At 68.5% G+C, this 23,946-nt stretch carries 19 protein-coding genes; 12 read left to right on the top strand and 7 right to left on the bottom strand.

Features of this window, described 5'->3' with window-relative positions; translation table 11 throughout:
* The first annotated feature begins 263 nt into the window (after positions 1-263).
* From typA to OG349_RS12370, 7 genes are all read left to right on the top strand, one after another.
* Complete coding sequence (gene typA / locus OG349_RS12400) at positions 264-2,138, top strand: translational GTPase TypA (protein ID WP_327234659.1); 1,875 nt, start codon at positions 264-266, stop codon at positions 2,136-2,138.
* Between the two features lie 448 nt (positions 2,139-2,586).
* Entirely contained in the window at positions 2,587-4,224 is a 1,638-nt protein-coding gene (locus tag OG349_RS12395; protein ID WP_161312446.1) for a peptide ABC transporter substrate-binding protein, read from the top strand.
* Positions 4,225-4,358: 134 nt separating this feature from the next.
* Positions 4,359-5,288 carry an ABC transporter permease gene (locus OG349_RS12390; RefSeq protein ID WP_327234658.1) on the top strand — a complete coding sequence of 310 codons (930 nt, stop codon included), beginning with the start codon at positions 4,359-4,361 and terminating at the stop codon, positions 5,286-5,288.
* On the top strand, positions 5,281-6,237 hold the full coding sequence (locus OG349_RS12385; protein WP_327234657.1) for an ABC transporter permease: 957 nt from the start codon (positions 5,281-5,283) through the stop codon (positions 6,235-6,237). The genes OG349_RS12390 and OG349_RS12385 overlap by 8 nt, the downstream gene beginning before the upstream one ends.
* An 11-nt stretch (positions 6,238-6,248) precedes the next feature.
* Positions 6,249-7,307 carry an ABC transporter ATP-binding protein gene (locus OG349_RS12380; protein ID WP_327234656.1) on the top strand — a complete coding sequence of 353 codons (1,059 nt, stop codon included), beginning with the start codon at positions 6,249-6,251 and terminating at the stop codon, positions 7,305-7,307.
* Positions 7,300-8,448, top strand: coding sequence for an ABC transporter ATP-binding protein (locus OG349_RS12375; RefSeq protein WP_327234655.1), 1,149 nt, complete (start codon positions 7,300-7,302; stop codon positions 8,446-8,448). Before OG349_RS12380 ends, OG349_RS12375 begins: the two co-directional genes overlap by 8 nt.
* A 124-nt stretch (positions 8,449-8,572) precedes the next feature.
* Positions 8,573-9,502, top strand: coding sequence for a GNAT family N-acetyltransferase (locus tag OG349_RS12370; RefSeq protein WP_327234654.1), 930 nt, complete (start codon positions 8,573-8,575; stop codon positions 9,500-9,502).
* 169 nt (positions 9,503-9,671) lie between these two features.
* Here the strand turns inward: OG349_RS12370 and OG349_RS12365 are convergent, their stop codons facing one another.
* The 5 genes from OG349_RS12365 to OG349_RS12345 form a co-directional block, all read right to left on the bottom strand.
* A complete protein-coding gene (locus tag OG349_RS12365; protein WP_327234653.1) occupies positions 9,672-10,739 on the bottom strand; it encodes an ABC transporter ATP-binding protein in 1,068 nt (355 codons plus the stop codon).
* Between the two features lie 25 nt (positions 10,740-10,764).
* Entirely contained in the window at positions 10,765-11,826 is a 1,062-nt protein-coding gene (locus tag OG349_RS12360; RefSeq protein WP_327234652.1) for an ABC transporter ATP-binding protein, read from the bottom strand.
* Between the two features lie 11 nt (positions 11,827-11,837).
* Entirely contained in the window at positions 11,838-12,818 is a 981-nt protein-coding gene (locus OG349_RS12355) for an ABC transporter permease (protein ID WP_161312454.1), read from the bottom strand.
* 85 nt (positions 12,819-12,903) lie between these two features.
* Complete coding sequence (locus OG349_RS12350; RefSeq protein WP_327234651.1) at positions 12,904-14,688, bottom strand: ABC transporter substrate-binding protein; 1,785 nt, start codon at positions 14,686-14,688, stop codon at positions 12,904-12,906.
* A 77-nt stretch (positions 14,689-14,765) separates the two neighbouring features.
* Positions 14,766-15,794 carry an ABC transporter permease gene (locus OG349_RS12345; protein WP_327234650.1) on the bottom strand — a complete coding sequence of 343 codons (1,029 nt, stop codon included), beginning with the start codon at positions 15,792-15,794 and terminating at the stop codon, positions 14,766-14,768.
* 362 nt (positions 15,795-16,156) lie between these two features.
* On the opposite strand from OG349_RS12345, the gene OG349_RS12340 reads away from it, so the two are divergent.
* The 5 genes from OG349_RS12340 to OG349_RS12320 all read left to right on the top strand — a co-directional run bounded on the left by OG349_RS12340 (position 16,157) and on the right by OG349_RS12320 (position 21,891).
* Complete coding sequence (locus OG349_RS12340) at positions 16,157-17,809, top strand: peptide ABC transporter substrate-binding protein (RefSeq protein ID WP_327234649.1); 1,653 nt, start codon at positions 16,157-16,159, stop codon at positions 17,807-17,809.
* 110 nt (positions 17,810-17,919) lie between these two features.
* Positions 17,920-18,843 (top strand): ABC transporter permease, encoded by a 924-nt coding sequence (locus OG349_RS12335; protein WP_327234648.1) that lies wholly within the window; start codon positions 17,920-17,922, stop codon positions 18,841-18,843.
* Entirely contained in the window at positions 18,836-19,837 is a 1,002-nt protein-coding gene (locus OG349_RS12330) for an ABC transporter permease (RefSeq protein ID WP_327234647.1), read from the top strand. The genes OG349_RS12335 and OG349_RS12330 overlap by 8 nt, the downstream gene beginning before the upstream one ends.
* 13 nt (positions 19,838-19,850) lie before the next feature.
* Complete coding sequence (locus tag OG349_RS12325; RefSeq protein WP_327234646.1) at positions 19,851-20,846, top strand: ABC transporter ATP-binding protein; 996 nt, start codon at positions 19,851-19,853, stop codon at positions 20,844-20,846.
* Positions 20,818-21,891, top strand: a complete 1,074-nt coding sequence (locus OG349_RS12320; RefSeq protein WP_327234645.1) for an ABC transporter ATP-binding protein — start codon at positions 20,818-20,820, stop codon at positions 21,889-21,891. Before OG349_RS12325 ends, OG349_RS12320 begins: the two co-directional genes overlap by 29 nt.
* Before the next feature lie 167 nt (positions 21,892-22,058).
* On the opposite strand, the gene OG349_RS12315 is transcribed toward OG349_RS12320, so the two are convergent.
* Positions 22,059-22,673 (bottom strand): response regulator transcription factor, encoded by a 615-nt coding sequence (locus tag OG349_RS12315; RefSeq protein WP_327234644.1) that lies wholly within the window; start codon positions 22,671-22,673, stop codon positions 22,059-22,061.
* A gap of 136 nt (positions 22,674-22,809) precedes the next feature.
* Positions 22,810-23,931 carry a sensor histidine kinase gene (locus OG349_RS12310; protein WP_327238548.1) on the bottom strand — a complete coding sequence of 374 codons (1,122 nt, stop codon included), beginning with the start codon at positions 23,929-23,931 and terminating at the stop codon, positions 22,810-22,812.
* Between the last annotated feature and the right edge of the window lie 15 nt (positions 23,932-23,946).

Here is a 23,946-nt window from a genome sequence, read left to right as displayed (position 1 = left end):
CGGCCTCCCCGGCGGGCAAGCTCGTTCCCGGCCCTCCGACCCGAGCGGCTCCGCACCCCGTCACCCCGCGCGCACCCTCCGCGCAGCCCTCGCACGGCCCCCGCGCCGCCCCGCGCACCGGGCCTCCGCGCCCCCGCTCCGCTCGGCCGGGGCAGCCCTTGTCGCCCCGGCCCCGTACCATGGGACGAGCCGTGGCCTGTCCGCCCGGCGGGCGTACGAGCACACAACGCCGCATCCCACGATCGAGAGAAGCGCCAGCCAGCATGCCCACGCGCCACGACATCCGTAACGTCGCCATCGTCGCCCACGTCGACCATGGCAAGACCACTCTGGTCGACGCCATGCTGAAGCAGGCCGGCGCGTTCGCCGCGCACGCCGCCGAGCACCTCGATGACCGGATGATGGACTCGAACGACCTGGAGCGTGAGAAGGGCATCACGATCCTGGCCAAGAACACCGCCGTGAAGTACCACCCCAAGACCGGCGGGGACCCCATCACGATCAACATCATCGACACCCCGGGCCACGCCGACTTCGGTGGCGAGGTCGAGCGCGGTCTGTCGATGGTGGACGCGGTCGTCCTGCTCGTCGACGCCTCCGAGGGCCCGCTCCCGCAGACGCGTTTTGTCCTGCGCAAGGCCCTCCAGGCGCAGATGCCCGTCATCCTCTGCATCAACAAGACGGACCGCCCCGACTCCCGGATCGACGAGGTCGTCGACGAGACGTACGACCTGTTCCTGGACCTGGACGCGACCGAGGAGCAGATCGAGTTCCCGATCGTCTACGCGTGCGCCCGTGACGGCGTCGCGTCGCTGACCAAGCCGGCGGACGGCACCGTCCCGGCGGACAGCGAGAACCTGGAGCCGTTCTTCAACACGATCCTGTCGCACGTCCCCGCCCCCGAGTACGACGAGGTGGCCCCGCTCCAGGCGCACGTCACCAACCTGGACGCGGACAACTTCCTCGGCCGTATCGCGCTCTGCCGCGTCGAGCAGGGCGAGCTGAAGAAGGGCCAGACCGTCGCATGGATCAAGCGTGACGGCACGATGTCCAACGTCCGGATCACCGAGCTGCTGATGACGGAGGCGCTGACCCGCAAGCCCGTCGAGCTGGCGCGCCCCGGGGACATCTGCGCCATCGCCGGTATCCCGGACATCATGATCGGCGAGACCCTGGCAGACCCGGAGAACCCGATCGCGCTGCCGCTGATCACGGTGGACGAGCCGGCGATCTCCATGACCATCGGTACGAACACCTCGCCGCTCGTCGGCAAGGGCGGCAAGGGCCACAAGGTCACCGCCCGCCAGGTCAAGGACCGCCTGGACCGCGAGCTGATCGGTAACGTCTCGCTGCGCGTCCTGGACACCGAGCGTCCCGACGCCTGGGAGGTGCAGGGCCGCGGTGAGCTGGCGCTGGCCATCCTGGTCGAGACGATGCGCCGGGAGGGCTTCGAGCTGACCGTCGGCAAGCCCGAGGTCGTCACGAAGCAGGTCGACGGCAAGACGTACGAGCCGATCGAGCGCATGACGATCGACTCGCCCGAGGAGCACCTGGGCCCCATCACGCAGCTGATGGCGACCCGCAAGGGCCGCATGGAGACCATGACGAACCACGGGTCGGGGTGGATCCGCATGGAGTGGATCGTCCCGTCGCGCGGTCTCATCGGGTTCCGTACGGAATTCCTGACCCAGACGCGTGGCACGGGCATCGCCCACTCGATCTTCGAGGGCCACGAGCCGTGGTTCGGCGACCTGCGCACCCGTAACAACGGCTCGCTCGTCGCGGACCGCGCGGGTTCGGTCACCCCCTTCGCGATGATCAACCTCCAGGAGCGCGGTGTCATCTTCACCGAGGCCGGCACGGAGGTCTACGAGGGCATGATCATCGGTGAGAACTCGCGCTCCGACGACATGGACGTGAACATCACCAAGGAGAAGAAGCTCACCAACATGCGCGCGGCCTCCGCCGACAATACGGAGAACGTGGTGCCGCCGCGCAGGCTCTCGCTGGAGCAGTCCCTGGAGTTCTGCCGCGACGACGAGTGCATCGAGGTGACCCCGGAGACGGTCCGTATCCGCAAGGTCGTCCTGGACCAGAAGCAGCGCGGGCGCACGGCGTCCCGCGCCAAGAACAGCTGAGGTGACACTCCGTCCGGCCCGGGGCGCGCCCGGGGCCGCGACCAAGGCCTGACATCCTGTCAGGCGACGGCCCGGCCCCCCGCCAGAACGCGGGGGGCCGGGTCGTTCGTCAATGGGTTTTCCTCGCCAGCTGTCCGGATATCGGCCACCGCTCACCGGAACATGTGTTAACGGTCCGTTTCGGGGGTGTCTGTCTATGATCATTTTGTCCGGATTTCGGGCGGACGGCCCAGGCTGATGTTGTCAAAACGAGACCCTTTAGCTGTGGTTTACAGCCGGGCCGTACCTAATAGTTGGCTCATTGAGCTCGGGTCAATGGGTCACGCGCAGTGGGGAGCGCCGACTCACGAGCACACTCGGGGCATTTGATCAGCTCGCTGTCAGGGGTGTCAGCGCGCGTAGACAATGCCCTTCTTGTTGTGACTAGTGGACTCATGAGGAGGAACCCATGCGTGGTGCCAAGAGCGCCAAGTGGGTCGCGGGAGCGATAATCGTCGCCCTGGCCGCAACTGCCTGTGGCGGCAGTGACAGTGGCAGCGACGACAACGGTGACAAGGCGAGCACAGGCTCGTTCGATCCGAACGGCAAGTTCTCCGTCGAGGTGGGTGAGCCGCAGAACCCGCTGCAGCCCGCCAACACCATGGAGTCCAACGGCAGCATCGTGGTCGGGGCGCTCTTCCAGCAGCTCGTCGACTACGACGCCGCGGGCAAGATCGTCATGGTGAACGCCGAGTCGGTGGACACCACGGACAACAAGACCTACACGGTCAAGCTGAAGAAGGACTGGAAGTTCCACGACGGGACCCCGGTCACCGCCGAGTCCTATGTCAAGGCATGGAACTGGGCCGCGAACATCAAGAACAACCAGACGAACTCGTTCTGGTTCTCGGACATCGCCGGCTTCGCGGACGTCCACCCCGAGAAGGGTGACCCGAAGAAGACCGAGATGTCCGGCCTGAAGGTGGTCGACCCCACCACCTTCACGATCGAGCTCAGCACGCCGATCCCGTACTTCATCTACAAGCTGGGCTACGAGGTCTTCTCGCCGCTCCCCGAGTCCTTCTACGCCGACCCGGCCGCCGCCGGTGAGAAGCCGGTCGGCAACGGTCCCTACAAGTTCGTCAGCTGGGACCACAAGAAGAGCATCGAGGTCACGGCCTTCGCGGACTACACCGGTCCGGACAAGGCCAAGAACGGTGGTGTGACGTTCAAGAACTACACCAACCTGGAAACGGCCTACGAGGACCTCAAGTCCGGCAACGTCGACGTCCTGCGGCAGATCGCGCCGAAGGACCTCCCCGTCTACCGTGACGACCTCGGCGACCGCGCCGTGGACAAGGCGTACTCCGCCGTCCAGTCGATCGTCCCGGCCTTCTACACCAAGCAGTGGAAGGACATCGACCCCCGCGTCCTCCAGGGCCTGTCGAGGGCGATCGACCGCGACACCATCACCAAGACGGTGCTCCAGGGCACCCGTGAGCCCGCCACCGGCTTTGTCGCCAAGGGCGTGCTCGGGTACCAGGACAACGTCGGCGGCGACGTCTTCAAGTACGACCCGGCCGCGGCCAAGGCGCTCATCAAGGCCGGCGGCGGTGTGCCCGGAAACAAGATCTCCATCCAGTTCAACGCCGACGGCGGACACAAGGAATGGGTCGAGGCCGTCTGCGGCAGCATCACCCAGGCCACGGGCGTCGCCTGCACCGGTGACTCCAAGGCCGACTTCCAGGCCGACCTCGACGCGCGTGACGCGCAGGAGGTCAAGTCCATGTACCGCGGTGGCTGGGTGCTCGACTACCCGGTGAACGCCAACTTCATCCGTGACCTGTACGGCACCAAGTCGGACGGCAACACGAGCGGCTTCTCCTCGGCGAAGATCGACGGCCTGATCAAGGGCGCGGACGCGGCTCCCTCGCTCGACGAGTCCGTCAAGCTCTACCAGGACGCCGAGAAGGAGATGGTCAACGAGATGCCGGCCATCCCGCTCTGGTACTACAAGGTCAACGCCGGCTACTCCGACAAGGTGTCCGGTGTCGACTACGCGCAGGACGGGGACCCGATCCTCACCAGCGTCCAGGTCAAGAAGTAGCAAACATCGCGCATCGCGCGTCCGGTCCTGACTCGGTTCAGTGACACCGGGTGCGGGTGGCGGCCGGGGGGCCCTTCTTCCGAGTTCCGGGAGGGGGGCCCGTCGGCTGCCCCAGCGACTGACATGGAGGAATAATGGGGCGCTATGTCGCACGACGACTGCTCCAGATGATCCCGGTCTTCATCGGGACGACCCTGCTGATATTTCTGATGGTGTATGCCCTGCCCGGTGACCCCGTGCGCGCCCTCTTCGGAGACAAGGGAGCCGATCCGGCGACCGTGGCGCGCATCAGGCACGACCTGGGCCTGGACCAGCCGATCCTGGTGCAGTACTGGCATTACCTCACCGGCCTGCTGCAAGGTGACTTCGGCACCCAGATAGCCAGCCAGAGACCGGTGACCGACGTCCTCGGCGAGGCCTTCCCGGTCACCATCCGCCTCGCGGTGCTCGCGTTTGTCATCGAGCTGGTCTTCGGTATCGGACTGGGCATCATCGCGGGCATGCGCGCAGGGCGCCTGGCCGACTCGGCCGTGCTGGTCTTCACGCTGCTGATGATCTCGGTGCCGGTGTTCGTGCTCGGCTTCATCTTCAAGACGGTCTTCGCGTTCCAGCTCGGCTGGACCGACCCCAACGTCTCCGGAGAGGCCAACTGGGGTGAACTGGTCATGCCGGCCGTCGTGTTGGCGGGGCTCTCCCTCGCGTACGTGGCCCGGCTGACCCGTACGTCGATCGCCGAGAACCTCCGCGCCGACTACATGCGGACCGCGGTGGCCAAGGGCCTGCCCCGGCGCCGGGTGATCGGCGTGCACCTGATGCGCAACTCGATGATCCCCGTCGTCACCTTCCTGGGCACGGACATCGGCGCCCTGATGGGCGGCGCGATCATCACCGAGGGCCTGTTCAACATCCACGGTGTGGGCGGCACGATCTTCGAGTCCATCAAGCGCCGCGAGGGCACCACCCTGGTGGGCCTGGTGACGGTGCTCGTCCTCGTCTATCTCGCGACCAGCCTGATCGTCGACCTGCTCTACGCGGTCCTGGACCCGAGGATCCGTTATGCCTGATCTGACCAAGACCGCGGTCGACAGCACCGCACCCGAGACCCCGGCCGCCGTCGCGGCGGCCGGGGTGGCGGGACCGGCGATCGAGAAGCCGCGCTCCCTGTGGGGCGACGCCTGGCAGGACCTGCGCCGCAACCCGTACTTCGTGGTCTCGTCCGTCCTGATCCTCCTGCTGCTGGTTGTCACGGCCTTCCCCGGCCTGTTCACCAGCGCGAACCCCGGCGTGGGCGACCTCAAGAACCACTTCCTCCAGAAGCCGCAGCTGGGACACGCCTTCTCCCCGGAGTGGCTCGGATACGACGGGCAGGGCCGCAGCGTCTACGCCCGCCTCATCTACGGGGCCCGCGCCTCCGTGATCGTCGGCATCTCGGTGACCCTGCTGGTCACCGTGCTGGGCGGCATCGTCGGCATGATCGCCGGGTACTTCGGCGGCATCGTCGACTCCGTCCTGTCCCGGCTCACCGACATCTTCTTCGGCGTCCCGTTCCTGCTCGGCGCGATGGTCGTGATGAACTCCTTCACGGAGCGCAAGGTGTGGGTCGTCGTCCTGGCCCTGGCCTTCCTCGGCTGGACCCAGATCGCGCGCGTGATGCGCGGTTCCGTCATCACCATCAAGCAGGCCGACTACGTGCAGGCCGCCAAGGCGCTGGGCGCGGGCACCACCCGCATCCTGTTCAAGCACATCCTGCCGAACGCCATCGCCCCGGTGATCGTGGTCGCCACCATCTCGCTCGGCGGCTACATCTCGGCCGAGGCCACGCTGTCCTACCTGGGACTCGGGCTCTCCTCGCCGACCGTCTCGTGGGGCATCGACATCTCGGACGGCGCCAACCAGATCCGGGTGGCTCAGCACATCCTCATCTACCCGTCGATCATGCTCAGCATCACCGTGCTGGCGTTCATCATGCTCGGCGATGCGGTGCGCAACGCCCTCGATCCGAAGCTGCGCTGAGGGAGGCGTACATGACCATCATCGACAAGACCTCGGCGGCCTCCGCCGCACAGGACGACGCCGCCTCCGGCGGCCCGCTGCTCGAAGTCCGTGACCTCCACGTCGAGTTCGCCACCCGTGGCGGAGTCGTCAGGGCCGTCAACGGCGTCAACTACAGCGTCGCCGCGGGCGAGACGCTCGCCGTCCTCGGCGAGTCGGGCTCCGGCAAGTCCGTGACCGCCCAGGCGATCATGGGCATCCTCGACATGCCCCCGGGCCGCATACCCAAGGGCGAGATCCTCTTCCGCGGCCAGGACATGCTCACCATGTCCCACGAGGAGCGGCGGCAGCTGCGCGGCCGGAAGATCGCGATGATCTTCCAGGACGCGCTGTCCTCCCTCAACCCGGTGCTGACCGTGGGCTATCAGCTCGGGGAGATGTACCGGGTGCACCTGGGCCTCTCCAAGAAGGAGGCCAAGGCCAGGGCAGTCGCGCTGATGGACCGGGTGCACATCCCCGCCGCGAAGGACCGGGTGAACGACTACCCGCACCAGTTCTCCGGCGGGATGCGCCAGCGCATCATGATCGCGATGGCGCTCGCCCTGGAGCCCGACCTGATCATCGCGGACGAGCCGACCACCGCGCTCGACGTCACCGTCCAGGCCCAGGTCATGGACCTGCTCGCGGAGCTCCAGCGCGAGTTCAACATGGGCCTGATCCTGATCACCCACGACCTCGGCGTGGTCGCCGACGTCGCGGACAAGATCGCGGTGATGTACGCGGGACGGATCGTGGAGACCGCACCGGTCCACGAGATCTACAAGCGGCCCGCCCACCCGTACACCCGGGGACTGCTGGACTCGATCCCGCGGCTGGACCAGAAGGGCCAGGAGCTCTACGCGATCAAGGGCCTGCCGCCCAACCTGCTGCACGTCCCGTCCGGTTGTGCCTTCAACCCCCGCTGCCCGCGTGCGCAGGACATCTGCCGCACCGACCTGCCGCCGCTGCACGCGGTGACCGAGCAGGACGGAACCGAACTGCCCGGGCGGGGTAGCGCGTGCCACTTCTGGAAGGAGACGATCCATGGCTGACCTCGGCCAGCAGGGCGAGCCGGTGGACGCCACGCCCAACGTGACCGACGTCGAGAGAGTCGACGCCGCCACGGACAGCGCGGCCGTCGCCGCGATCGAGGCGCCGGTGGAGCGCGGGGAGCCGATCCTCCAGGTGCGCAACCTGGTCAAGCACTTCCCGCTGACCCAGGGCATCCTCTTCAAGAGGAGCATCGGCGCCGTGAAGGCCGTCGACGGCATCTCGTTCGACCTCTACCAGGGCGAGACCCTCGGCATCGTGGGCGAGTCCGGCTGTGGCAAGTCGACCGTCGCCAAGCTGCTGATGACGCTGGAGAAGGCCACGGCCGGCGAGGTCTTCTTCAAGGGCCAGGACATCACCCGGCTTTCGGGCCGGGCGCTGAAGGCGGTGCGCCGGAACATCCAGATGGTGTTCCAGGACCCGTACACCTCCCTGAACCCGCGCATGACGGTCGGCGACATCATCGGGGAGCCCTTCGAGATCCACCCCGAGACGGCGCCCAAGGGCGACCGGCGGCAGAAGGTCCAGGACCTGCTCGACGTCGTGGGGCTGAACCCGGAGTACATCAACCGGTATCCGCACCAGTTCTCGGGCGGTCAGCGCCAGCGCATCGGCATCGCCCGCGGGCTCGCGCTCAACCCCGAGATCATCATCTGCGACGAGCCGGTCTCGGCGCTGGACGTGTCGGTGCAGGCGCAGGTGATCAACCTGATGGAACGGCTCCAGAACGAGTTCAACCTGTCGTACATCTTCATCGCGCACGACCTGTCGATCGTCCGGCACATCTCGGACCGGGTCGGGGTCATGTACCTCGGCAAGATGGCCGAGATCGGCACGGACACCCAGATCTACGACCACCCGACACACCCGTACACGCAGGCGCTGCTGTCGGCGGTCCCGGTGCCCGACCCGACCGCGCGTGAGGGCCGGGAGCGGATCATCCTCACCGGGGACGTACCGTCGCCGGCCAACCCGCCGTCCGGCTGCCGGTTCCGTACCCGCTGCTGGAAGGCGGAGGACCGCTGCGCGACCGAGGTGCCGCTGCTGGCGGTTCCCGAGCGCTTCGTGGCGGCGGGCGGCGAGGTCGCGCACGAGTCCGCGTGCCACTTCGCCGAGGAGAAGGACGTCGTCCACGCGGCGTAGTCCCACGTCACGTCCAGGGCCCGTGTCCGCGCATGCCGCGGACGCGGGCCCGGTGCATTGCCGGTGCTTTCCGCCGCCGCGAAATTGCGTTGCGCCCATGGCGTACGGCCCCGAGATTGGACGCATGGCCCTCACCCTGCGCCCGGCGACCCCCGGCGACGCCGCCGCGATCACCGATCTCGTCAACGCCGTCGACCTCATCGAGATCGGGCGCCCCGAGACCGATCTGCACACCATGGAGGCCGACCTCAAGCACCCCGAGATCGACCTCGCGAAGGACTCCTGGCTGGCGTACGCCGACGGTGTCCTCGTGGGGTACGGCCTGGTGTGGGGCGATTCCGGCGCCGAACGGATCGACCTGGACCACTACGTCCTGCCGGACCACCAGGACGTGGCGGTGCGGATGCTGGACCTGATGGAGGCACGGACGGTCGAGCGGGTACGGGCCAACGGCGCCGCGCGGGCGGTCGTCCATCTGCACCTCAACACCGAGCCCACGCTGGACACTTCACTCATCGAGAAGCGCGGCTGGCGGCCCGTGCGCCGCTACCGGGTGATGGTCCGCGACGTGTCGCCGCAGACCACGCCGCCGCCCTCGCCGCCGCCCGGGGTGACCCTGCGGGAGTGCACGGCCGAGGCCGACCACCGGCGGGCGCACGAGCTGTGCGAGCTGACCTTCGCGGCGCACTTCGACCACCAGCCGCGTACGTACGAACAGTGGTCGCACGACCTGGACGCCGGGCGGCTCGACTGGTCCCTGATCAGGATCGCCACCGTCGAGGGCCTGGGCGACGCGGGCGTGATGCTCGGCAGGAACGACCGGGAGGCGATGGGGTGGATCCGCGACGTCGGGGTCGTCGAGGAGGCCAGGGGCCGGGGGATCGGCGGATTCCTGCTGCGGGACGCCTTCGCCGCGTTCGCGGCGCGCGGCAGGGAGAGCGTCGGCCTCGGCGTGGACACCGCGAACGAGACCGGGGCGCTGCGCCTGTACGAGAAGAACGGGATGCGGCCGCACTTCGCCGTGAACACCTGGGAGGTCGTCCTCCCGGTGTGAGACGGGGCGCGGGACGGGACACGAGACGGGACACGAGACGGGGAAAAGGCCCGCGCACCGCCCGTGGGGGCGGGTCGCGGGCCTCTCTTTTTCCCCGGGAACCGGTCTCATGGGGCTCGGGTCAATGGGCCGGGACCGGTTCTGGCGGCGCGGTTCGAGAAAGGGGTGTTCAGAACCGTGCCGGGGGGTCTGGGGGGAGAGGGGTGCCGGCGGCAACGCCCCGAGCCGCCGGCACCGTCTGTGGGTCCTCCGGGTAGTGGCACGCGGTCAGGTGGCCGGACCGGCTGCCTTCCACGCGTACCAGCGGAGGAGTTTCGGTCGCGCACCGCTCGGTGGCCTTCCAGCAGCGGGTGCGGAAGCGGCAGCCGGACGGCGGGTGGACCGGTGAGGGCACGTCCCCGGTGAGCAGGATCCGCTCGCGGCGCGGCACGTTGTCGGCGGTCGCCTCGGGCACGGCGGAGAGCAGCGCCCGGGTGTACGGGTGGCGGGGGTTGCCGTACAGGTCGTCGCGGTCGGCGACCTCCACGATCCGGCCCAGGTACATGACCGCGACCCGCTGCGAGAAGTGCCGCACGATCGCCAGGTCGTGCGCGATGAAGAGGAAGGCGATGCCCAGGTCGCGCTGGAGCTGCTGGAGCAGGTTGACCACCTGCGCCTGGATGGAGACGTCCAGCGCGGAGACCGGCTCGTCGGCCACGATCAGCTTGGGCTCCAGGGCCAGGGCCCTGGCGACGCCGATCCGCTGGCGCTGGCCGCCCGAGAACTCGTGCGGGAAGCGGTTGTAGTGCTCGGGGTTGAGCCCGACCGTCTCCAGCAGCTCCCGCACCCGCCGCTCCCGGCCGCCGCGCGGATTGACGTCGTTGATCTCCATCGGGCCGGAGATGATCTTGCCGACGGTCTGCCGGGGGTTCAGCGAGGCGTACGGGTCCTGGAAGATCATCTGGATCTCGGAGCGCAGCGGGGCCATCTCCCGGCGCGAGGCGTGGGTGATGTCCTGGCCCCGGTAGGTGATCCGTCCTGCGGTGGGCTCCAGCAGCCGGGTGATCAGCCGGCCGGTGGTCGACTTGCCGCAGCCCGACTCGCCGACCAGGCCCAGGCTTTCGCCCCCGGCGACGGTGAAGTCGAGCCCGTCGACGGCCTGGACGGCGCCGACCGTCCGCCGGACCGGGAAACCGCCCTTGATCGGGAAGTGCTTGGTGAGCCCCGCGACGTCCAGGAGGGGTTCGGTGCTGTTCATGGTGTGAAGTCCCTTCTGTCGTACGTCAGTGGAGCCGGGAACCGGCGAAGTCGGCGGAGAACTCGACCCGTTGGGCGGGGGTCAGATGGCAGGCGGCCCCGCGCCCGTCCACCAGGCCGAGCGGCGGCTGCTCGGTGGCGCAGCGCCCGCCGCCGACCTGCTCGGCGAAGGCGCACCGGGGGTGGAAGCGGCAGCCGGACGGCGGGTTGAGCAGGCTCGGCGGGGTGCCGGGGATGGGCGAGAGCGGCACGTCCACCGGTCCGTCAAGGCTGGGCATGGACCCCAGCAGCCCCCAGGTGTACGGGTGTTGGGGGGCGTTCAGCACGTCCTTCTTCGTGCCGCGCTCCACGCAGCGCCCCGCGTACATCACCAGCACCTCGTCCGCGATGTCGGCGATGACGCCGAGGTCGTGGGTGATGAAGACGATCGCGGTGCCGGTCTCCTGCTGGAGATCCTTGAGCAGGTCCATGATCTGCGCCTGTACGGTCACGTCGAGCGCGGTCGTCGGCTCGTCCGCGATCAGCAGCTCGGGGTCGCAGACCAGCGCCATGGCGATCATCGCGCGCTGCCGCATCCCGCCGGAGAACTGGTGCGGGTAGTCGTCCACCCGTACGTCCGGCTGGGGGATGCCGACCCGCCGCAGCATCTCGACCGCCCGCGCGCGGGCCTCCTTCTTGGAGGCGCCGGTGTGCTTGCGGTACGTCTCCGAGATCTGTTTGCCGATCGTGTGGTACGGCGACAGGGAGGCCAGGGCGTCCTGGAAGATCATGGACATCGTGTTGCCGCGCAGCCGCTCCAGCTCCCGCTCCGACGCGGTGAGCAGGTCCTTCCCCTCCAGGAGGATCTCGCCCTCCATCGTGGTGTGCCGCCGGTCGTGCAGTCCGAGGATCGACAGGTTGGTGACGGACTTGCCGGAGCCGGACTCGCCGACGATGCCGAGGGTCCTGCCCTTCTCCACCTCGAAGGAGAGGCCGTCGACGGCCTTGACGGTGCCGTCCTCGGTGGAGAAGTGCACACGCAGGTCCCGTACGGCGAGGAAGGGGCCGGGGCCGGAGAGGGAACTGCCGGAGAGGGAGGGGGTGGTCATGGGGATCTCTCCTAGGCGAGGCGCACGCGCGGGTCGATGAGCGCGTACACCGCGTCGACGATGATGTTGAAGACGACGATGGCGGTGGCGGCGACCAGGACGACGCCGAGCAGGAGGGGCAGGTCGTTGTCCTGGACGGCCTTGATGGAGAGGGCGCCGATGCCGTGCAGGCTGAAGGTCTGCTCGGTGATGATCGCGCCGCCGAGCAGATAGCCGAGGTCGAGGCCGAAGATCGTGACGATCGGCCCCATGGCGCCCCGCCAGGCGAACCGGAAGAAGACGGTCCGGCGGGAGAGGCCCTTGGCGCGCGCCGTGCGGACGTAGTCCTCGCTGAGCGACTCGACCAGCTGGGAGCGGGCCATGCGGGTGTAGTTGGCGGTGAAGATCAGCGCCAGCACGAACCACGGCAGCAGCAGCCCCTGGAACCAGCCCCAGGGGTCCTCGGTGAGGGGGACGTACTGGGGGCGGCTGAGGAGGTGCCACTGGTCGGTCAGGTAGTACACCGCCAGCACCCCGACGATGTAGATCTGGAGCGAGGAGCCGATCAGCGAGGCCGAGGAGGCCACCTTGTCCAGCGCCTTGCCCTGCTTCACCGCGGCGAGCATGCCCGTACCGACCCCGACGATCACGAACACCACGGCGCTGCCGATGGAGAGCGAGAGCGTCGTCGGGAAGCGGTCGAGGATCGTGCCGAGGACCGGCTCGCGGTTGTGGAAGGAGTACCCGAGGCAGGGCGCGGGGCAGTGCCCGAACGACGGGTAGTCGCGGCCGACGAAGACGGCTTGCAGCCAGTGCCAGTACTGCACGGGCAGCGGATCGGCGATCCCCAGGTTGCGGCGCACCAGAGCCAGGGTCTCGGGCGTGCAGACCTTGCCGCAGGCGACGCGTGCGGGGTCGCGCGGTGCGACGTAGAAGAGGACGAAGGTGATCGCGCTGATGATCAGCAGGATCACGAGTGCGCCGAACGTCCGGCGGACGAGGAAGCGGAACATGGCGATGGGTTTCCCTGGCAGGCGCCGATGGCGGTGGGTGGGGCCGGCCGGCGGGGCGCCGAAAGCGGCGCCCCACCGGATCGCGTCAGGCCTTCGCGTACAGCTTGTAGAGGACGGACGCGGAGAACAGCGGGTCGAAGAGGGAGCCGCCGACCTTCGAGCCGTACAGGTAGAACCGGCGCTGGTACGTCTCCGGGATGAGCGGCGCCTGCTCCGTCATGATCTTCTTGTCGAGCGCGGCCCAGGCGGCCCCGGCCTTCACCGGGTCCGGGATGACGACGTCCTTGTCGATCTCCTTGTTGATCGCCGGGACGTTGAGCTGGGAGATGTTGTTCGCGCCGTTGCCGATGGTCCGGCCGTCCAGGAGCGGCTGGATCAGCGTGTAGCCCGTCGGCCAGTCCGGTGCCCAGCCGAACCACATGACGTCGAACTGGTTGTCGATCTGCTGGATCTGGTCGTAGTAGCTCGTCGAGTCCAGCGGCTTGATGACCGGGTCGAAGCCGGCCTTCTTGAGCGCGTTCTCGATGACGACCTTGGTCTTGTCGTACGTGTCGCTCTGCGGGAACGCGTAGACGATCTTCTGGCCGGTCTTGCCGGCCTCCTTGAGGAGCGCCTTGGCCTTCTCCGGGTCCCCCTGCGGCTTGGTGAGCTTGCCGTAGGCGTCGTACTTCACCCGGCCGAGGATGTCGGGGCTCAGGATCGTGGTCGCGTAGTCACCGGCGGAGGGGCCGCCGTAGATCGTACGGATCTGCTCCAGCGGCCACGCGTGGATCAGCGCCTGGCGGACCTTCAGGTCGGGGATCCGCTTCATGTTGATGGCGTAGTAGTACAGACCGGTCAGCAGCCCGTCGATGGAGCGCTTCTTGAGCGTCGCGTCGGTGAGGACCTGCTGGATGCGCTCGGCGGGCACGTTGCCGTACGCCTGGAGCGCGTACTGGTCGTCGCCGGAGTCGGCGATGAGCCGGTCCGTCTGGGCCAGGCCCTGCGGGCCGAACTCGAAGGCGAAGCTGTCCGGGTAGGCGTTGCGGATCGAGTCCGTCGCGGGGTCCCAGTGGGGGTTGCGCACGAGGGTCATCGACTTGTCGACGGAGTGCTGCTTGATCTTGTACGGGCCCGCCGACACCGGGTCCTTGTCGTACTTGTCCTTGGTGTCCAGCTTGACCGGCACCGCGCCGTACGAGTGCATCGCCAGCGTGAAGTTGAGGTCCGGGCGGGCCAGCTTCAGGTGGAAGGTGATGGTCTTCTTCGCGGTGTCCGTGACCACGGAGTCCAGGTGCTTGCCGCTGTACGGGCCCTTGTAGACGGACCGGAAGTCGGTGCTGCCGGTCAGCGCGTTCTGGAGGTAGGTGGCGCCCTCGGTGGTGAAGCTCGCGAAGCCGCGCTCGATGCCGTGCCGCACGTCCTCGACGGTCAGCTCGCTGCCGTCCTCCCACTTGAGCCCGTCCTTCAGCGTGAAGGTCCAGGTCTTGCCCGCGTCGGACATGGTGCCCGCGTCGGTGGCGAGGTCGCCCACCAGCTTCATGGTGCCGTCCGGGGCGATCTTGTAGCCGGTGAGGCACCGGATGTACAAGTTGCCGACCTGGGAGTTCCAGGAGAAGTAGATCCGCTGCGGGTCGAGGTGGGAGAAGTCGTCCATCCCGATCGGCCGCAGGGTGCCGCCCTTGGTGGCGCCGGCTATCTCGGGCGCGGGACCCGTCGAGTCCGCCGCCGTACCGACGGTGACCGACTTGCCCGTGTACTTGTCCGCACCGGCCTTGGCGCCCCCGGTGCCGCCACCTCCGGAGTTTCCGCTGCTGCACGCGGCGAGTGCCATCGAGCCGCCGACGGCGACCGACGTGGCGATCATGAAGTTCCTGCGGGAGAGGGACATTGCTTCCTGCCCTGGTCGAAGAGAGAAACGATGAGTCCGACGGGCGCCGTCGCCCGGACCGGAGGGGAGTCCTTGGTTCAGCGCCTGGTCCTGGGGTCGAGCGCGTCGCGCACCGAGTCGCCGAGAAGGTTGAACGCGATGACGAAGACGACCATCGCCACGCCCGGGAAGAGCATGAAAGTGATGTCGTTCTGGTAGATGTTCGAGCCGCGCTGGATCATCACGCCCCAGTCGGGGGTGGGCGAGGTCAGGCCCACGCCGAGAAAGGCGAGGCCCGCCTCGGTGGTGACGTACAGGGGGAGCGCGAGGGTCGCCTGGATGAGGATCGGCGTCCACAGGTTGGGCAGCAGCTCCTTGAAGATGATCCGCGCGGGTGAGGCGCCGGTCACCTTCGCCGCCTCCACGAACTCCCGCTCCCGCAGGGCCAGCACCTCGCCGCGCAGCAGCCGCGCCATGGGCGCCCAGCCGAACGCGGTCATCACCGCGATGAGGCTGAACACCGTCAGCCAGACCGGGGTGTTCTCCTCCGGCGAGACGAGGATCGAGATCAGCACGGGCCACAGGGCGATGAAGAACAGCGTCGACGGGAAGGCCAGCAGGATGTCGATGATCCGGCCGATGAAGAAGTCGGTCTTCCCGCCGAGGTAGCCGGCGGTGATGCCGACCACCACGCCCAGGCCGGTGACCAGGAGGGTGGTCGCGGTGGCGATCAGCAGCGAGTTGCGGATGCCGTACAGCAGGAACGTGAAGACGTCCCGGCCGAGGCCGGGCTCCAGGCCGAACCAGAACTGGCCGCTGATGCCGCCGTTGGGCTTGATCGGGAAGCCGAACTCGTTGAGCAGCCCCGGGCTGTCCTGGCCGTAGGTGTCGTACGGGTTCTTCCCGTACACCTTGGCTATCAGCGGCGCGCAGACGGCCACCACGAAGAACAGGACCACGACGACGGCCGAGACGAGACCGGTGCGGTCCCGCTTGAAGCGCCGCCAGGCCAGCTGGCCGGGGGAGCGCCCGGCCCCGCCCTTGGGAGCGGGCGCGCCGGCCGCCGGGGCGCCGCCGGCGGCCACCGTCTCGAAGGGGGCGGCGGCCGGGGGAGTGGAAAACGTCATGATGCTCCAGGCCCGGAGGGGACAGAGGAATCCGCGGTCGACCCACGGGCTATGCGGACCTTTTCAACGCAATTCATGCAGAGTCAATGAAATCCGGACGAGCTTGACGCCCTCTTTTGGGCCATGACCGGCGCATGACCTCGCCGGGATGCGTGCTTGGTACACGCATGGGGGAACCGAAGAGACGTTCGGTGTTATATCGGGACAGTTCGGTCGATGAGTCCGATATGCGGGCACCAGGGCGCCGGAATGCGTACATCCGGATGGAGTCACGCCCATACGGGTGGGTTAAATGTGCGCCTTGTTCTCTATGCCCTGATATTTGGGCGTACGCGAGACACGTACTCCGAGGAGGCAGTTCCATGCGTGGAGCCACGCACGCCAAGTGGGCCGCATGCACGGTGGCCGTCGCTCTTGCCGCGACCGCCTGTGGCAGCGGCAGCAGTGGGAGCGGCAGCGGCAGCAGCAGTAGTGGCAGCAGCGGATCCAGCGGGGTCGTGAGCGCTTCCTGGGGTGACCCGCAGAACCCCCTCGAACCCGCCAACACCAACGAGGTGCAGGGCGGCAAGGTCCTCGACCTGATCTTCCGGGGACTCAAGCGCTACAACCCGAAGACCGCCAAGGCGGAGAACGCGCTCGCGCAGTCCATCACCACCAAGGACGCGCAGAACTTCAACGTCACCGTCAAGAACGGCTGGACGTTCAGCAACGGCGAGAAGGTCACCGCGAAGTCCTTCGTGAACGCCTGGAACTACGGCGCGGCCCTGAAGAACAACCAGAAGAACGCGTCGTTCTTCCAGTACATCGACGGGTACGACAAGGTCCACCCCGAGACGGGCAAGGCCACCGCCACCACGATGTCCGGCCTCAAGGTCACCGGCGCGCAGACGTTCACGATCCGCCTCTCGCAGAAGTTCTCCACCTTCCCCGACACCCTCGGGTACGCCGCCTTCTCGCCCCTCCCGCAGACGTTCTTCACGAACCACTCGGCCTGGCTCGCCAAGCCCGTCGGCAACGGCCCTTACCAGGTCCAGAAGTACGATCGCGGCTCCCAGATGTCCCTGCGCACCTGGAAGAAGTACCCCGGCCCCGACAAGGCCCGGAACGGTGGCGTGGACCTCAAGGTCTACACCGACAACAACACCGCCTACACCGACCTCGTCGCGGGCAACCTCGACCTCGTCGACGACGTCCCGGCGAACCAGCTGCGGAACGTGAAGTCCGACCTCGACGGCCGGTACATCAACACCCCGGCCGGCATCATCCAGACCCTCGCCTTCCCGTTCTACGACAAGGCCTGGAGCGGCCCGAACGGCGTCAAGCTCCGCACCGGCATCTCCATGGCGATCAACCGCCCGCAGATCACCGAGACCATCTTCCAGAAGACCCGTACCCCGGCCACCGACTGGACCTCCCCGGTCCTCGGCAAGACCGGCGGCTTCCAGGCCGGCCTCTGCGGCTCGAAGTGCACGTTCAACGCCGCCGCCGCCAAGAAGATGATCTCGGACGCCGGAGGCTTCCCCGGCGGCAAGCTCACCATCACGTACAACGCCGACACCGGCTCCCACAAGGTGTGGGTCGACGCCGTCTGCAACAACATCAACAACGTGGTGGGCAACGACAAGGCCTGCGTCGGCCGGCCCGTCGGCACCTTCGCGGACTTCCGCAACCAGATCGGCCAGCACAAGATGACCGGCCCGTTCCGCGCCGGCTGGCAGATGGACTACCCGCTGATCCAGGACTTCCTCCAGCCGCTGTACTTCACCGGCGCCTCCTCCAACGACGGCCAGTTCAGCAACCCCCAGTTCGACAAGCTGGTGAACCAGGCCAACGCCGAGACCGACGAGGCGAAGGCCGTCAAGACCTTCCAGCAGGCCGAGGGTGTCGTACGGGACCAGATGGCGGCCGTCCCGCTCTGGTACCAGAACGGCAGTGCCGGCTTCTCGGACAAGATCTCGAACGTCGCGCTGAACCCGTTCAGCGTTCCCGTCTACAACGAGATCAAGGTCGGCTGACCCATCGCGGTGTACGGCCCGGCGCGCATCCCGTGCCGGGCCGCACACCGTTCGCCCAGCGCCCCGCCCCTCCCTGAGCGCCCCGCATCCCACGACCCCCGGAGCCGTCCATGGGACGTTATGTGATCCGGCGTCTGTTGCAGATGATCCCCGTCTTCATCGGCACCACGCTGCTGATCTTCCTGATGGTCAACATTCAGGGAGACCCCATCGCGGGCCTGTGCGGGGACAAGCAGTGCGACCCGGCGACCATCACCCAGCTGCGCAAGGACTTCGGCCTCGACAAGCCCCTGTGGCAGCAATACCTCACCTACATGGGCCATGTGTTCTCCGGGAACTTCGGCACCGCCTTCAACGGCGAGAAGGTCATCGACCTGATGGGCTCGGCCTTCCCCGTCACCATCCGCCTCACGCTGGTCGCGATCGTCTTCGAGCTGATCATCGGGATCGTCTTCGGCGTGATCACGGGACTGCGCCGGGGCAGCTTCGTCGACACCGGCGTCCTGCTGCTGACCCTGGTCGTCATCGCCGTCCCGACTTTCGTCACCGGCCTGCTGGCCCAACTGCTGCTCGGCGTGAAGTGGAACATCATCGAGCCGTCCGTCTCCTCCGAGGCGCCCCTCGACGAACTCATCGTCCCGGGGCTGGTGCTGGCCTCGGTCTCCCTGGCGTACGTCACCCGCCTCACCCGGACCTCGATCGCCGAGAACGCCCGCTCCGACTACGTCCGTACCGCCACCGCCAAGGGCCTGCCCCGCCACCGGGTCGTCATCCGGCACCTTCTGCGCAACTCCCTGATCCCGGTGATCACCTTCATCGGCACGGACATCGGGGCCCTCATGGGCGGCGCGATCGTCACCGAGCGCATCTTCAACATCCACGGCGTCGGATTCCAGCTCTACCAGGGCATCCTGCGCCAGAACACCCAGACCGTCGTCGGCTTCGTGACCGTCCTGGTCATCGTCTTCCTGGTGGCGAATCTGCTGGTCGACCTCCTCTACGCCGTTCTCGACCCGAGGATCCGGTATGCCTGAGCCGCAGCTTCCCCCCGAGGACGGCGTCCCGGAGGACGGTGGTGCCATCGCGGCGACCGGAGCCGGGGGCGCGATGGACCTCGCCACCAGCGAGGGAGCCACGCTGGAGAACGAGCCGGAGGGCCCCGGGGGCGGCGGTCCCGAAGGGCGGGCGCGCAGCCTGTGGTCCGACGCGTGGCGCGACCTGCGGCGCAACCCCGTCTTCATCATCTCGGGGCTGATCATCCTGTTCCTGGTGGTCATCGCCATCTGGCCGTACTCGATCGCCACCCAGAACCCGCTCAGCTGCAACCTCATCGACTCCGAGCAGGGCGCCCGCTCCGGCCACCCGTTCGGCTTCGACGCCCAGGGCTGCGACGTCTACACCCGTACCGTCTACGGGGCCAGGGCCTCGGTCACCGTCGGCGTCTGCGCCAGCGCGGGCGTCGCGCTCGTCGGCTCGATCCTCGGCGGACTCGCCGGGTTCTACGGCGGTGGCTGGGACGCGGTCCTCTCCCGCATCACCGACATCTTCTTCGGCATCCCCGTCGTCCTCGGCGGACTGGTGCTGCTGTCCGTGGTGTCCAGCTCCACGGTCTGGCCCGTGGTCGGGTTCATGATCGTGCTCGGCTGGCCGCAGATCTCCCGCATCGCCCGCGGATCGGTCATCACCGTCAAACAGCACGACTACGTCCAGGCGGCACGCGCGCTCGGCGCCTCCAACACCCGGATGCTGATCCGGCACATCATGCCCAACGCCATCGCCCCGGTCATCGTCGTCGCGACCATCGCGCTCGGCACGTTCATCTCGCTGGAGGCGACCCTCTCGTACCTCGGTGTCGGCCTCAAACCGCCCACCGTCTCCTGGGGGATCGACATCTCGGACGCCTCGCCGAACGTCCGCAACGCCCCGCACGCGCTGCTCTGGCCGGCCGGGGCGCTGGCGCTGACCGTGCTCGCGTTCATCATGCTCGGCGACGCCGTACGCGACGCCCTCGATCCCAAGCTGCGCTGAGGAGCCCGGTCCCATGTTGCTCGAAGTGCGCGACCTGCACGTGGAGTTCCACACCCGCGAGGGGGTCGCCAAGGCCGTCAACGGCGTCACCTACTCCGTCGAGGCGGGCGAGACCCTCGCCGTCCTCGGCGAGTCCGGCTCCGGCAAGTCCGTCACCGCCCAGGCGATCATGGGCATCCTGGACATGCCACCGGGGAAGATCACCGGCGGCGAGGTGATCTTCCAGGGCCAGGACATCCTCAAGCTCAAGGAGGACCAGCGACGGAAGATCCGGGGCGCCAAGATGGCGATGATCTTCCAGGACGCGCTCTCCTCGCTCAACCCGGTGCTGACCGTGGGCGCCCAGCTCGGCGAGATGTTCATCGTGCACCGGGGGATGTCCCGCAAGGACGCCAAGGCCAGGTCGGTCGAGCTGATGGACCGGGTACGGATCCCCGCCGCGCACGAGCGCGTCAACGACTACCCGCACCAGTTCTCCGGCGGGATGCGCCAGCGCATCATGATCGCGATGGCGCTCGCCCTGGAGCCCGCGCTCATCATCGCGGACGAGCCGACCACCGCCCTGGACGTGACCGTCCAGGCCCAGGTCATGGAGCTGCTCGCGGAACTCCAGCGCGAACTGAACATGGGGCTGATCCTCATCACCCACGACCTCGGCGTGGTCGCCGACGTCGCCGACAAGATCGCGGTGATGTACGCGGGACGCATCGTCGAGTCCGCCCCCGTCTTCGAGATCTACAAGAAGCCCGCCCACCCCTACACCGTCGGACTGCTGGACTCGATCCCCCGGCTCGACCAGAAGGGCTCCCAGCTGTACGCGATCCAGGGGCTGCCGCCGAACCTGACGAACATCCCGCCGGGCTGCGCCTTCCACCCGCGCTGCCCCCTGGCCCAGGACGTCTGCCGCAAGGACGTGCCACCGCTGTTCGAGGTCGGCGCGGGCCGCGAGAGCGCCTGCTACTTCTGGAGGGAGACGCTCGATGGCCGAGGCCATTCTCGAAGTGCGTGACCTGGTCAAGAACTTCCCGCTGACCCGGGGGATCCTCGTCAGGAAGCAGGTCGGGGCGGTCCAGGCGGTCTCCGGGGTCTCCTTCGACCTGGTGGCTGGCGAGACCCTCGGCATCGTGGGGGAGTCCGGCTGCGGCAAGTCGACCGTGGCCAAGATGCTGGTGAACCTGGAACGGCCGACGTCCGGCCAGATCCGGTACAAGGGCGAGGACATCAGCAAGCTGTCCGGGCGTGCGCTGAAGGCGGTGCGCCGGAACATCCAGATGGTGTTCCAGGACCCGTACACCTCGCTCAACCCGCGCATGACGGTCGGCGACATCATCGGGGAGCCCTTCGAGATCCACCCCGAGGTCGCGCCGAAGGGCGCCCGGCGGCGCAAGGTCCAGGACCTGCTCGACGTGGTCGGCCTCAACCCCGAGTACATCAACCGGTATCCGCACCAGTTCTCCGGCGGCCAGCGCCAGCGCATCGGCATCGCCCGGGGGCTCGCGCTCCAGCCGGAGATCATCGTCGCGGACGAGCCCGTCTCCGCCCTGGACGTGTCGGTGCAGGCGCAGGTGATCAACCTGATGGAACGGCTCCAGAACGAGTTCGACCTGTCGTACATCTTCATCGCGCACGACCTCTCGATCGTCCGGCACATCTCCGACCGGGTCGGCGTCATGTACCTGGGGCGGATCGCGGAGATCGGCAGCGACGCCGAGATCTACGACCACCCGACCCACCCGTACACGCAGGCGCTGCTCTCCGCCGTGCCGCTGCCCGACCCGACCGCGCGGGAGCACCGGGAGCGGATCATCCTGGTGGGTGACGTGCCGTCACCGGCCAACCCGCCGTCCGGCTGCCGCTTCCGTACGCGCTGCTGGAAGGCCCAGGAGATCTGCGCGCGGGAGCAGCCGGTGCTGGCGGTCCCGGAGGTCTTCGCGGCGGAGTCCGGGGCCGCCGCCCATCCCTCGGCCTGCCATTTCGCGGAGGAGCGGCAGATCGTACCGACCGGGCGGGACGAAAACGGCGACGGTACGGATTCGGGGGACGAAAGCGAATAAAGCACAACAATTTCTTTAACACGCAGGCAACTTGACGGACCCGGTACCGATATACGGACGCGTCAGTCTGAACAACGTACGGCCGTGCGGGTGCCGTAAACCGGCCGGGACTCCAGGGTCCCGGCCGGTTGCCGTGCGGGCGTCACCTCTCCGGTGCCGGGCGCGGCCTAGAGCCAGCCCTTCTCCCGCGCTATCCGGACCGCCTCCGCGCGGTTGCGGGCCGCCAGCTTCTGGATCGCCGTCGACAGGTAGTTGCGCACGGTGCCCTGGGACAGGTGCAGGGCCGCGGCCAGCTCCGCGTTGGTCGAGCCGTCCGCCGCCGCCCGCAGGATGCCGCGCTCCCGGTCCGTCAGCGGATTCGCGCCGTCCGCCAGGGCCGCCGCCGCCAGGGTCGGGTCGATGACCCGCTCCCCGGCGAGGACCCGCCGTACCGCGTCGGCCAGTTGGGCCGCGGGCGCGTCCTTGACCAGGAAGGCGTCCGCCCCCGACTCCATCGCGCGGCGCAGGTACCCGGGCCGGCCGAACGTGGTCAGGACGACCACCTTGAGGTGCGGCAGCTCCTCGCGCAGGACCGCCGCCGCCTCGATCCCGGTCATGCCCGGCATCTCGATGTCCAGGAGGGCGACATCCACCACCTGGGCGCGCGCCGCCGCGAGCACCTCGTCGCCGCGCGCCACCTGCGCCACGACCTCGATGTCCGGCTCCAGGCCGAGCAGCGCGGCCAGCGCCTCGCGCACCATCGACTGGTCCTCGGCGAGGAGGACTCTCACGGGTCTCACCATGGGGCCACAGTAGACAGCGGGGTCCGTCCGCCCGGCGTTTGGTTGCGGTTACTGATGTCCTCAAGCGCCGGACGGGCTGGGTGTGCCGTGGTGACGGGGAAAGCGAACGGCCCCGCCCGGGGGTGGGTCGGTTTCCTCAGCCGAATGGGCCGTCCGGGGCAGGGGCCAGCGGCGCGCGGACGGTCAGCACAAATCCGCCCCGCGTCGACCCCGTCTCCAGCGTCCCGCCGACCTCGCCGAGGCGCTCGGTCAGACCGGTGAGGCCGTTGCCGAACCCGGCGGTGCCCGTCACCGCCATCCCGGCGCCGTCGTCCTCCACGGTGAGTTCGAGCACCGGACCCTCCAGCGTCTGGCGCCGCGTCAGGCAGACCACGCAGCGGCGCGCCGCGCTGTGCCGTACGACATTGGTGACCGCCTCCCGCAGCGACCAGGCGAGCGCCGCCTCGCTCTTCTCGCCGAGCCCGCCGTCCGGCAGCCCCGGCGGCAGGCCGGTCGGCACGTCGGCGGTGATGCCGGCGACCGCCAGCGTCGTACGGGCCCCCGCCAGCTCCCCGGGCAGCGTGGGCCTGCGATAGCCGGACACGGCTTCCCGTACGTCCGTCAGCGCCTGGCGGCTGACCCGCTCGATGTCCGCGACCTGCTCGGCGGCCCGCTCGGGGCGCGCGGGGAGCATCCGGCCCGCCAGCTCGCTCTTGAGGGTGATCAGCGACAGGGAGTGGCCGAGGAGGTCGTGCAGGTCCCGCGCGAGCCGCAGCCGCTCCTCGTTGGCGGCGAGCTGGGCGACGGTGGCCCGTGCCTCGCGCAGCTCCACGGTCGTACGGACCAGCTGCCGTACGCCCGACATCGCGAAGCCGCCGAGCAGCGCGGGGATCACCAGGGAGGTGACGAAGTCGCGCCCCTCGTCCGTCCACAGGCCGGTCACGGTCATCGCGGCCACGGCGACGAGGATCGCCGGCCTGGCGAAGCGCGGCGGCAGCGCCGCCCCGGCCGCCACCGACGTGTACACGAACAGGACCAGCCAGGGCGAGTCCAGCGTCGCCGAGAGCAGGAGCGAGAGGGCGAACATGAAGGCCAGCGCCGCGTAGACCGTCCGCGCGTCGAGCGTCCTGCCGGTGTGCCGGAAGATCAGGCCCAGGTAGACCGCGACGAACGCGGTCAGCCCCAGCCCGCCGAGCACGTCCACCCCCGGCGTGTGCGCGCCGCTGAAGATGTCGCTCAGCGGGGCGCCCAGGAAGGCGAGCCAGATGCCGATCCACATCAGCTTCACCAGGGT

This window comes from Streptomyces sp. NBC_01317, from assembly GCF_035961655.1.
Classification (GTDB): domain Bacteria; phylum Actinomycetota; class Actinomycetes; order Streptomycetales; family Streptomycetaceae; genus Streptomyces.
The sequence above is the reverse complement of the archived record's forward strand: the minus strand, read 5'-3'. Positions and strand labels throughout refer to the sequence as shown.

Coding starts and splice junctions, on each gene's coding strand:
- typA (WP_327234659.1), top strand. CDS start 264: ATGCCCACGCGCCACGACATCCGTAACGTCGCCATCGTCGCCCACGTC.
- OG349_RS12395 (WP_161312446.1), top strand. CDS start 2,587: ATGCGTGGTGCCAAGAGCGCCAAGTGGGTCGCGGGAGCGATAATCGTC.
- OG349_RS12390 (WP_327234658.1), top strand. CDS start 4,359: ATGGGGCGCTATGTCGCACGACGACTGCTCCAGATGATCCCGGTCTTC.
- OG349_RS12385 (WP_327234657.1), top strand. CDS start 5,281: ATGCCTGATCTGACCAAGACCGCGGTCGACAGCACCGCACCCGAGACC.
- OG349_RS12380 (WP_327234656.1), top strand. CDS start 6,249: ATGACCATCATCGACAAGACCTCGGCGGCCTCCGCCGCACAGGACGAC.
- OG349_RS12375 (WP_327234655.1), top strand. CDS start 7,300: ATGGCTGACCTCGGCCAGCAGGGCGAGCCGGTGGACGCCACGCCCAAC.
- OG349_RS12370 (WP_327234654.1), top strand. CDS start 8,573: ATGGCCCTCACCCTGCGCCCGGCGACCCCCGGCGACGCCGCCGCGATC.
- OG349_RS12365 (WP_327234653.1), bottom strand. CDS start 10,739: ATGAACAGCACCGAACCCCTCCTGGACGTCGCGGGGCTCACCAAGCAC.
- OG349_RS12360 (WP_327234652.1), bottom strand. CDS start 11,826: ATGACCACCCCCTCCCTCTCCGGCAGTTCCCTCTCCGGCCCCGGCCCC.
- OG349_RS12355 (WP_161312454.1), bottom strand. CDS start 12,818: ATGTTCCGCTTCCTCGTCCGCCGGACGTTCGGCGCACTCGTGATCCTG.
- OG349_RS12350 (WP_327234651.1), bottom strand. CDS start 14,688: ATGTCCCTCTCCCGCAGGAACTTCATGATCGCCACGTCGGTCGCCGTC.
- OG349_RS12345 (WP_327234650.1), bottom strand. CDS start 15,794: ATGACGTTTTCCACTCCCCCGGCCGCCGCCCCCTTCGAGACGGTGGCC.
- OG349_RS12340 (WP_327234649.1), top strand. CDS start 16,157: ATGCGTGGAGCCACGCACGCCAAGTGGGCCGCATGCACGGTGGCCGTC.
- OG349_RS12335 (WP_327234648.1), top strand. CDS start 17,920: ATGGGACGTTATGTGATCCGGCGTCTGTTGCAGATGATCCCCGTCTTC.
- OG349_RS12330 (WP_327234647.1), top strand. CDS start 18,836: ATGCCTGAGCCGCAGCTTCCCCCCGAGGACGGCGTCCCGGAGGACGGT.
- OG349_RS12325 (WP_327234646.1), top strand. CDS start 19,851: ATGTTGCTCGAAGTGCGCGACCTGCACGTGGAGTTCCACACCCGCGAG.
- OG349_RS12320 (WP_327234645.1), top strand. CDS start 20,818: ATGGCCGAGGCCATTCTCGAAGTGCGTGACCTGGTCAAGAACTTCCCG.
- OG349_RS12315 (WP_327234644.1), bottom strand. CDS start 22,673: ATGGTGAGACCCGTGAGAGTCCTCCTCGCCGAGGACCAGTCGATGGTG.
- OG349_RS12310 (WP_327238548.1), bottom strand. CDS start 23,931: ATGTGGATCGGCATCTGGCTCGCCTTCCTGGGCGCCCCGCTGAGCGAC.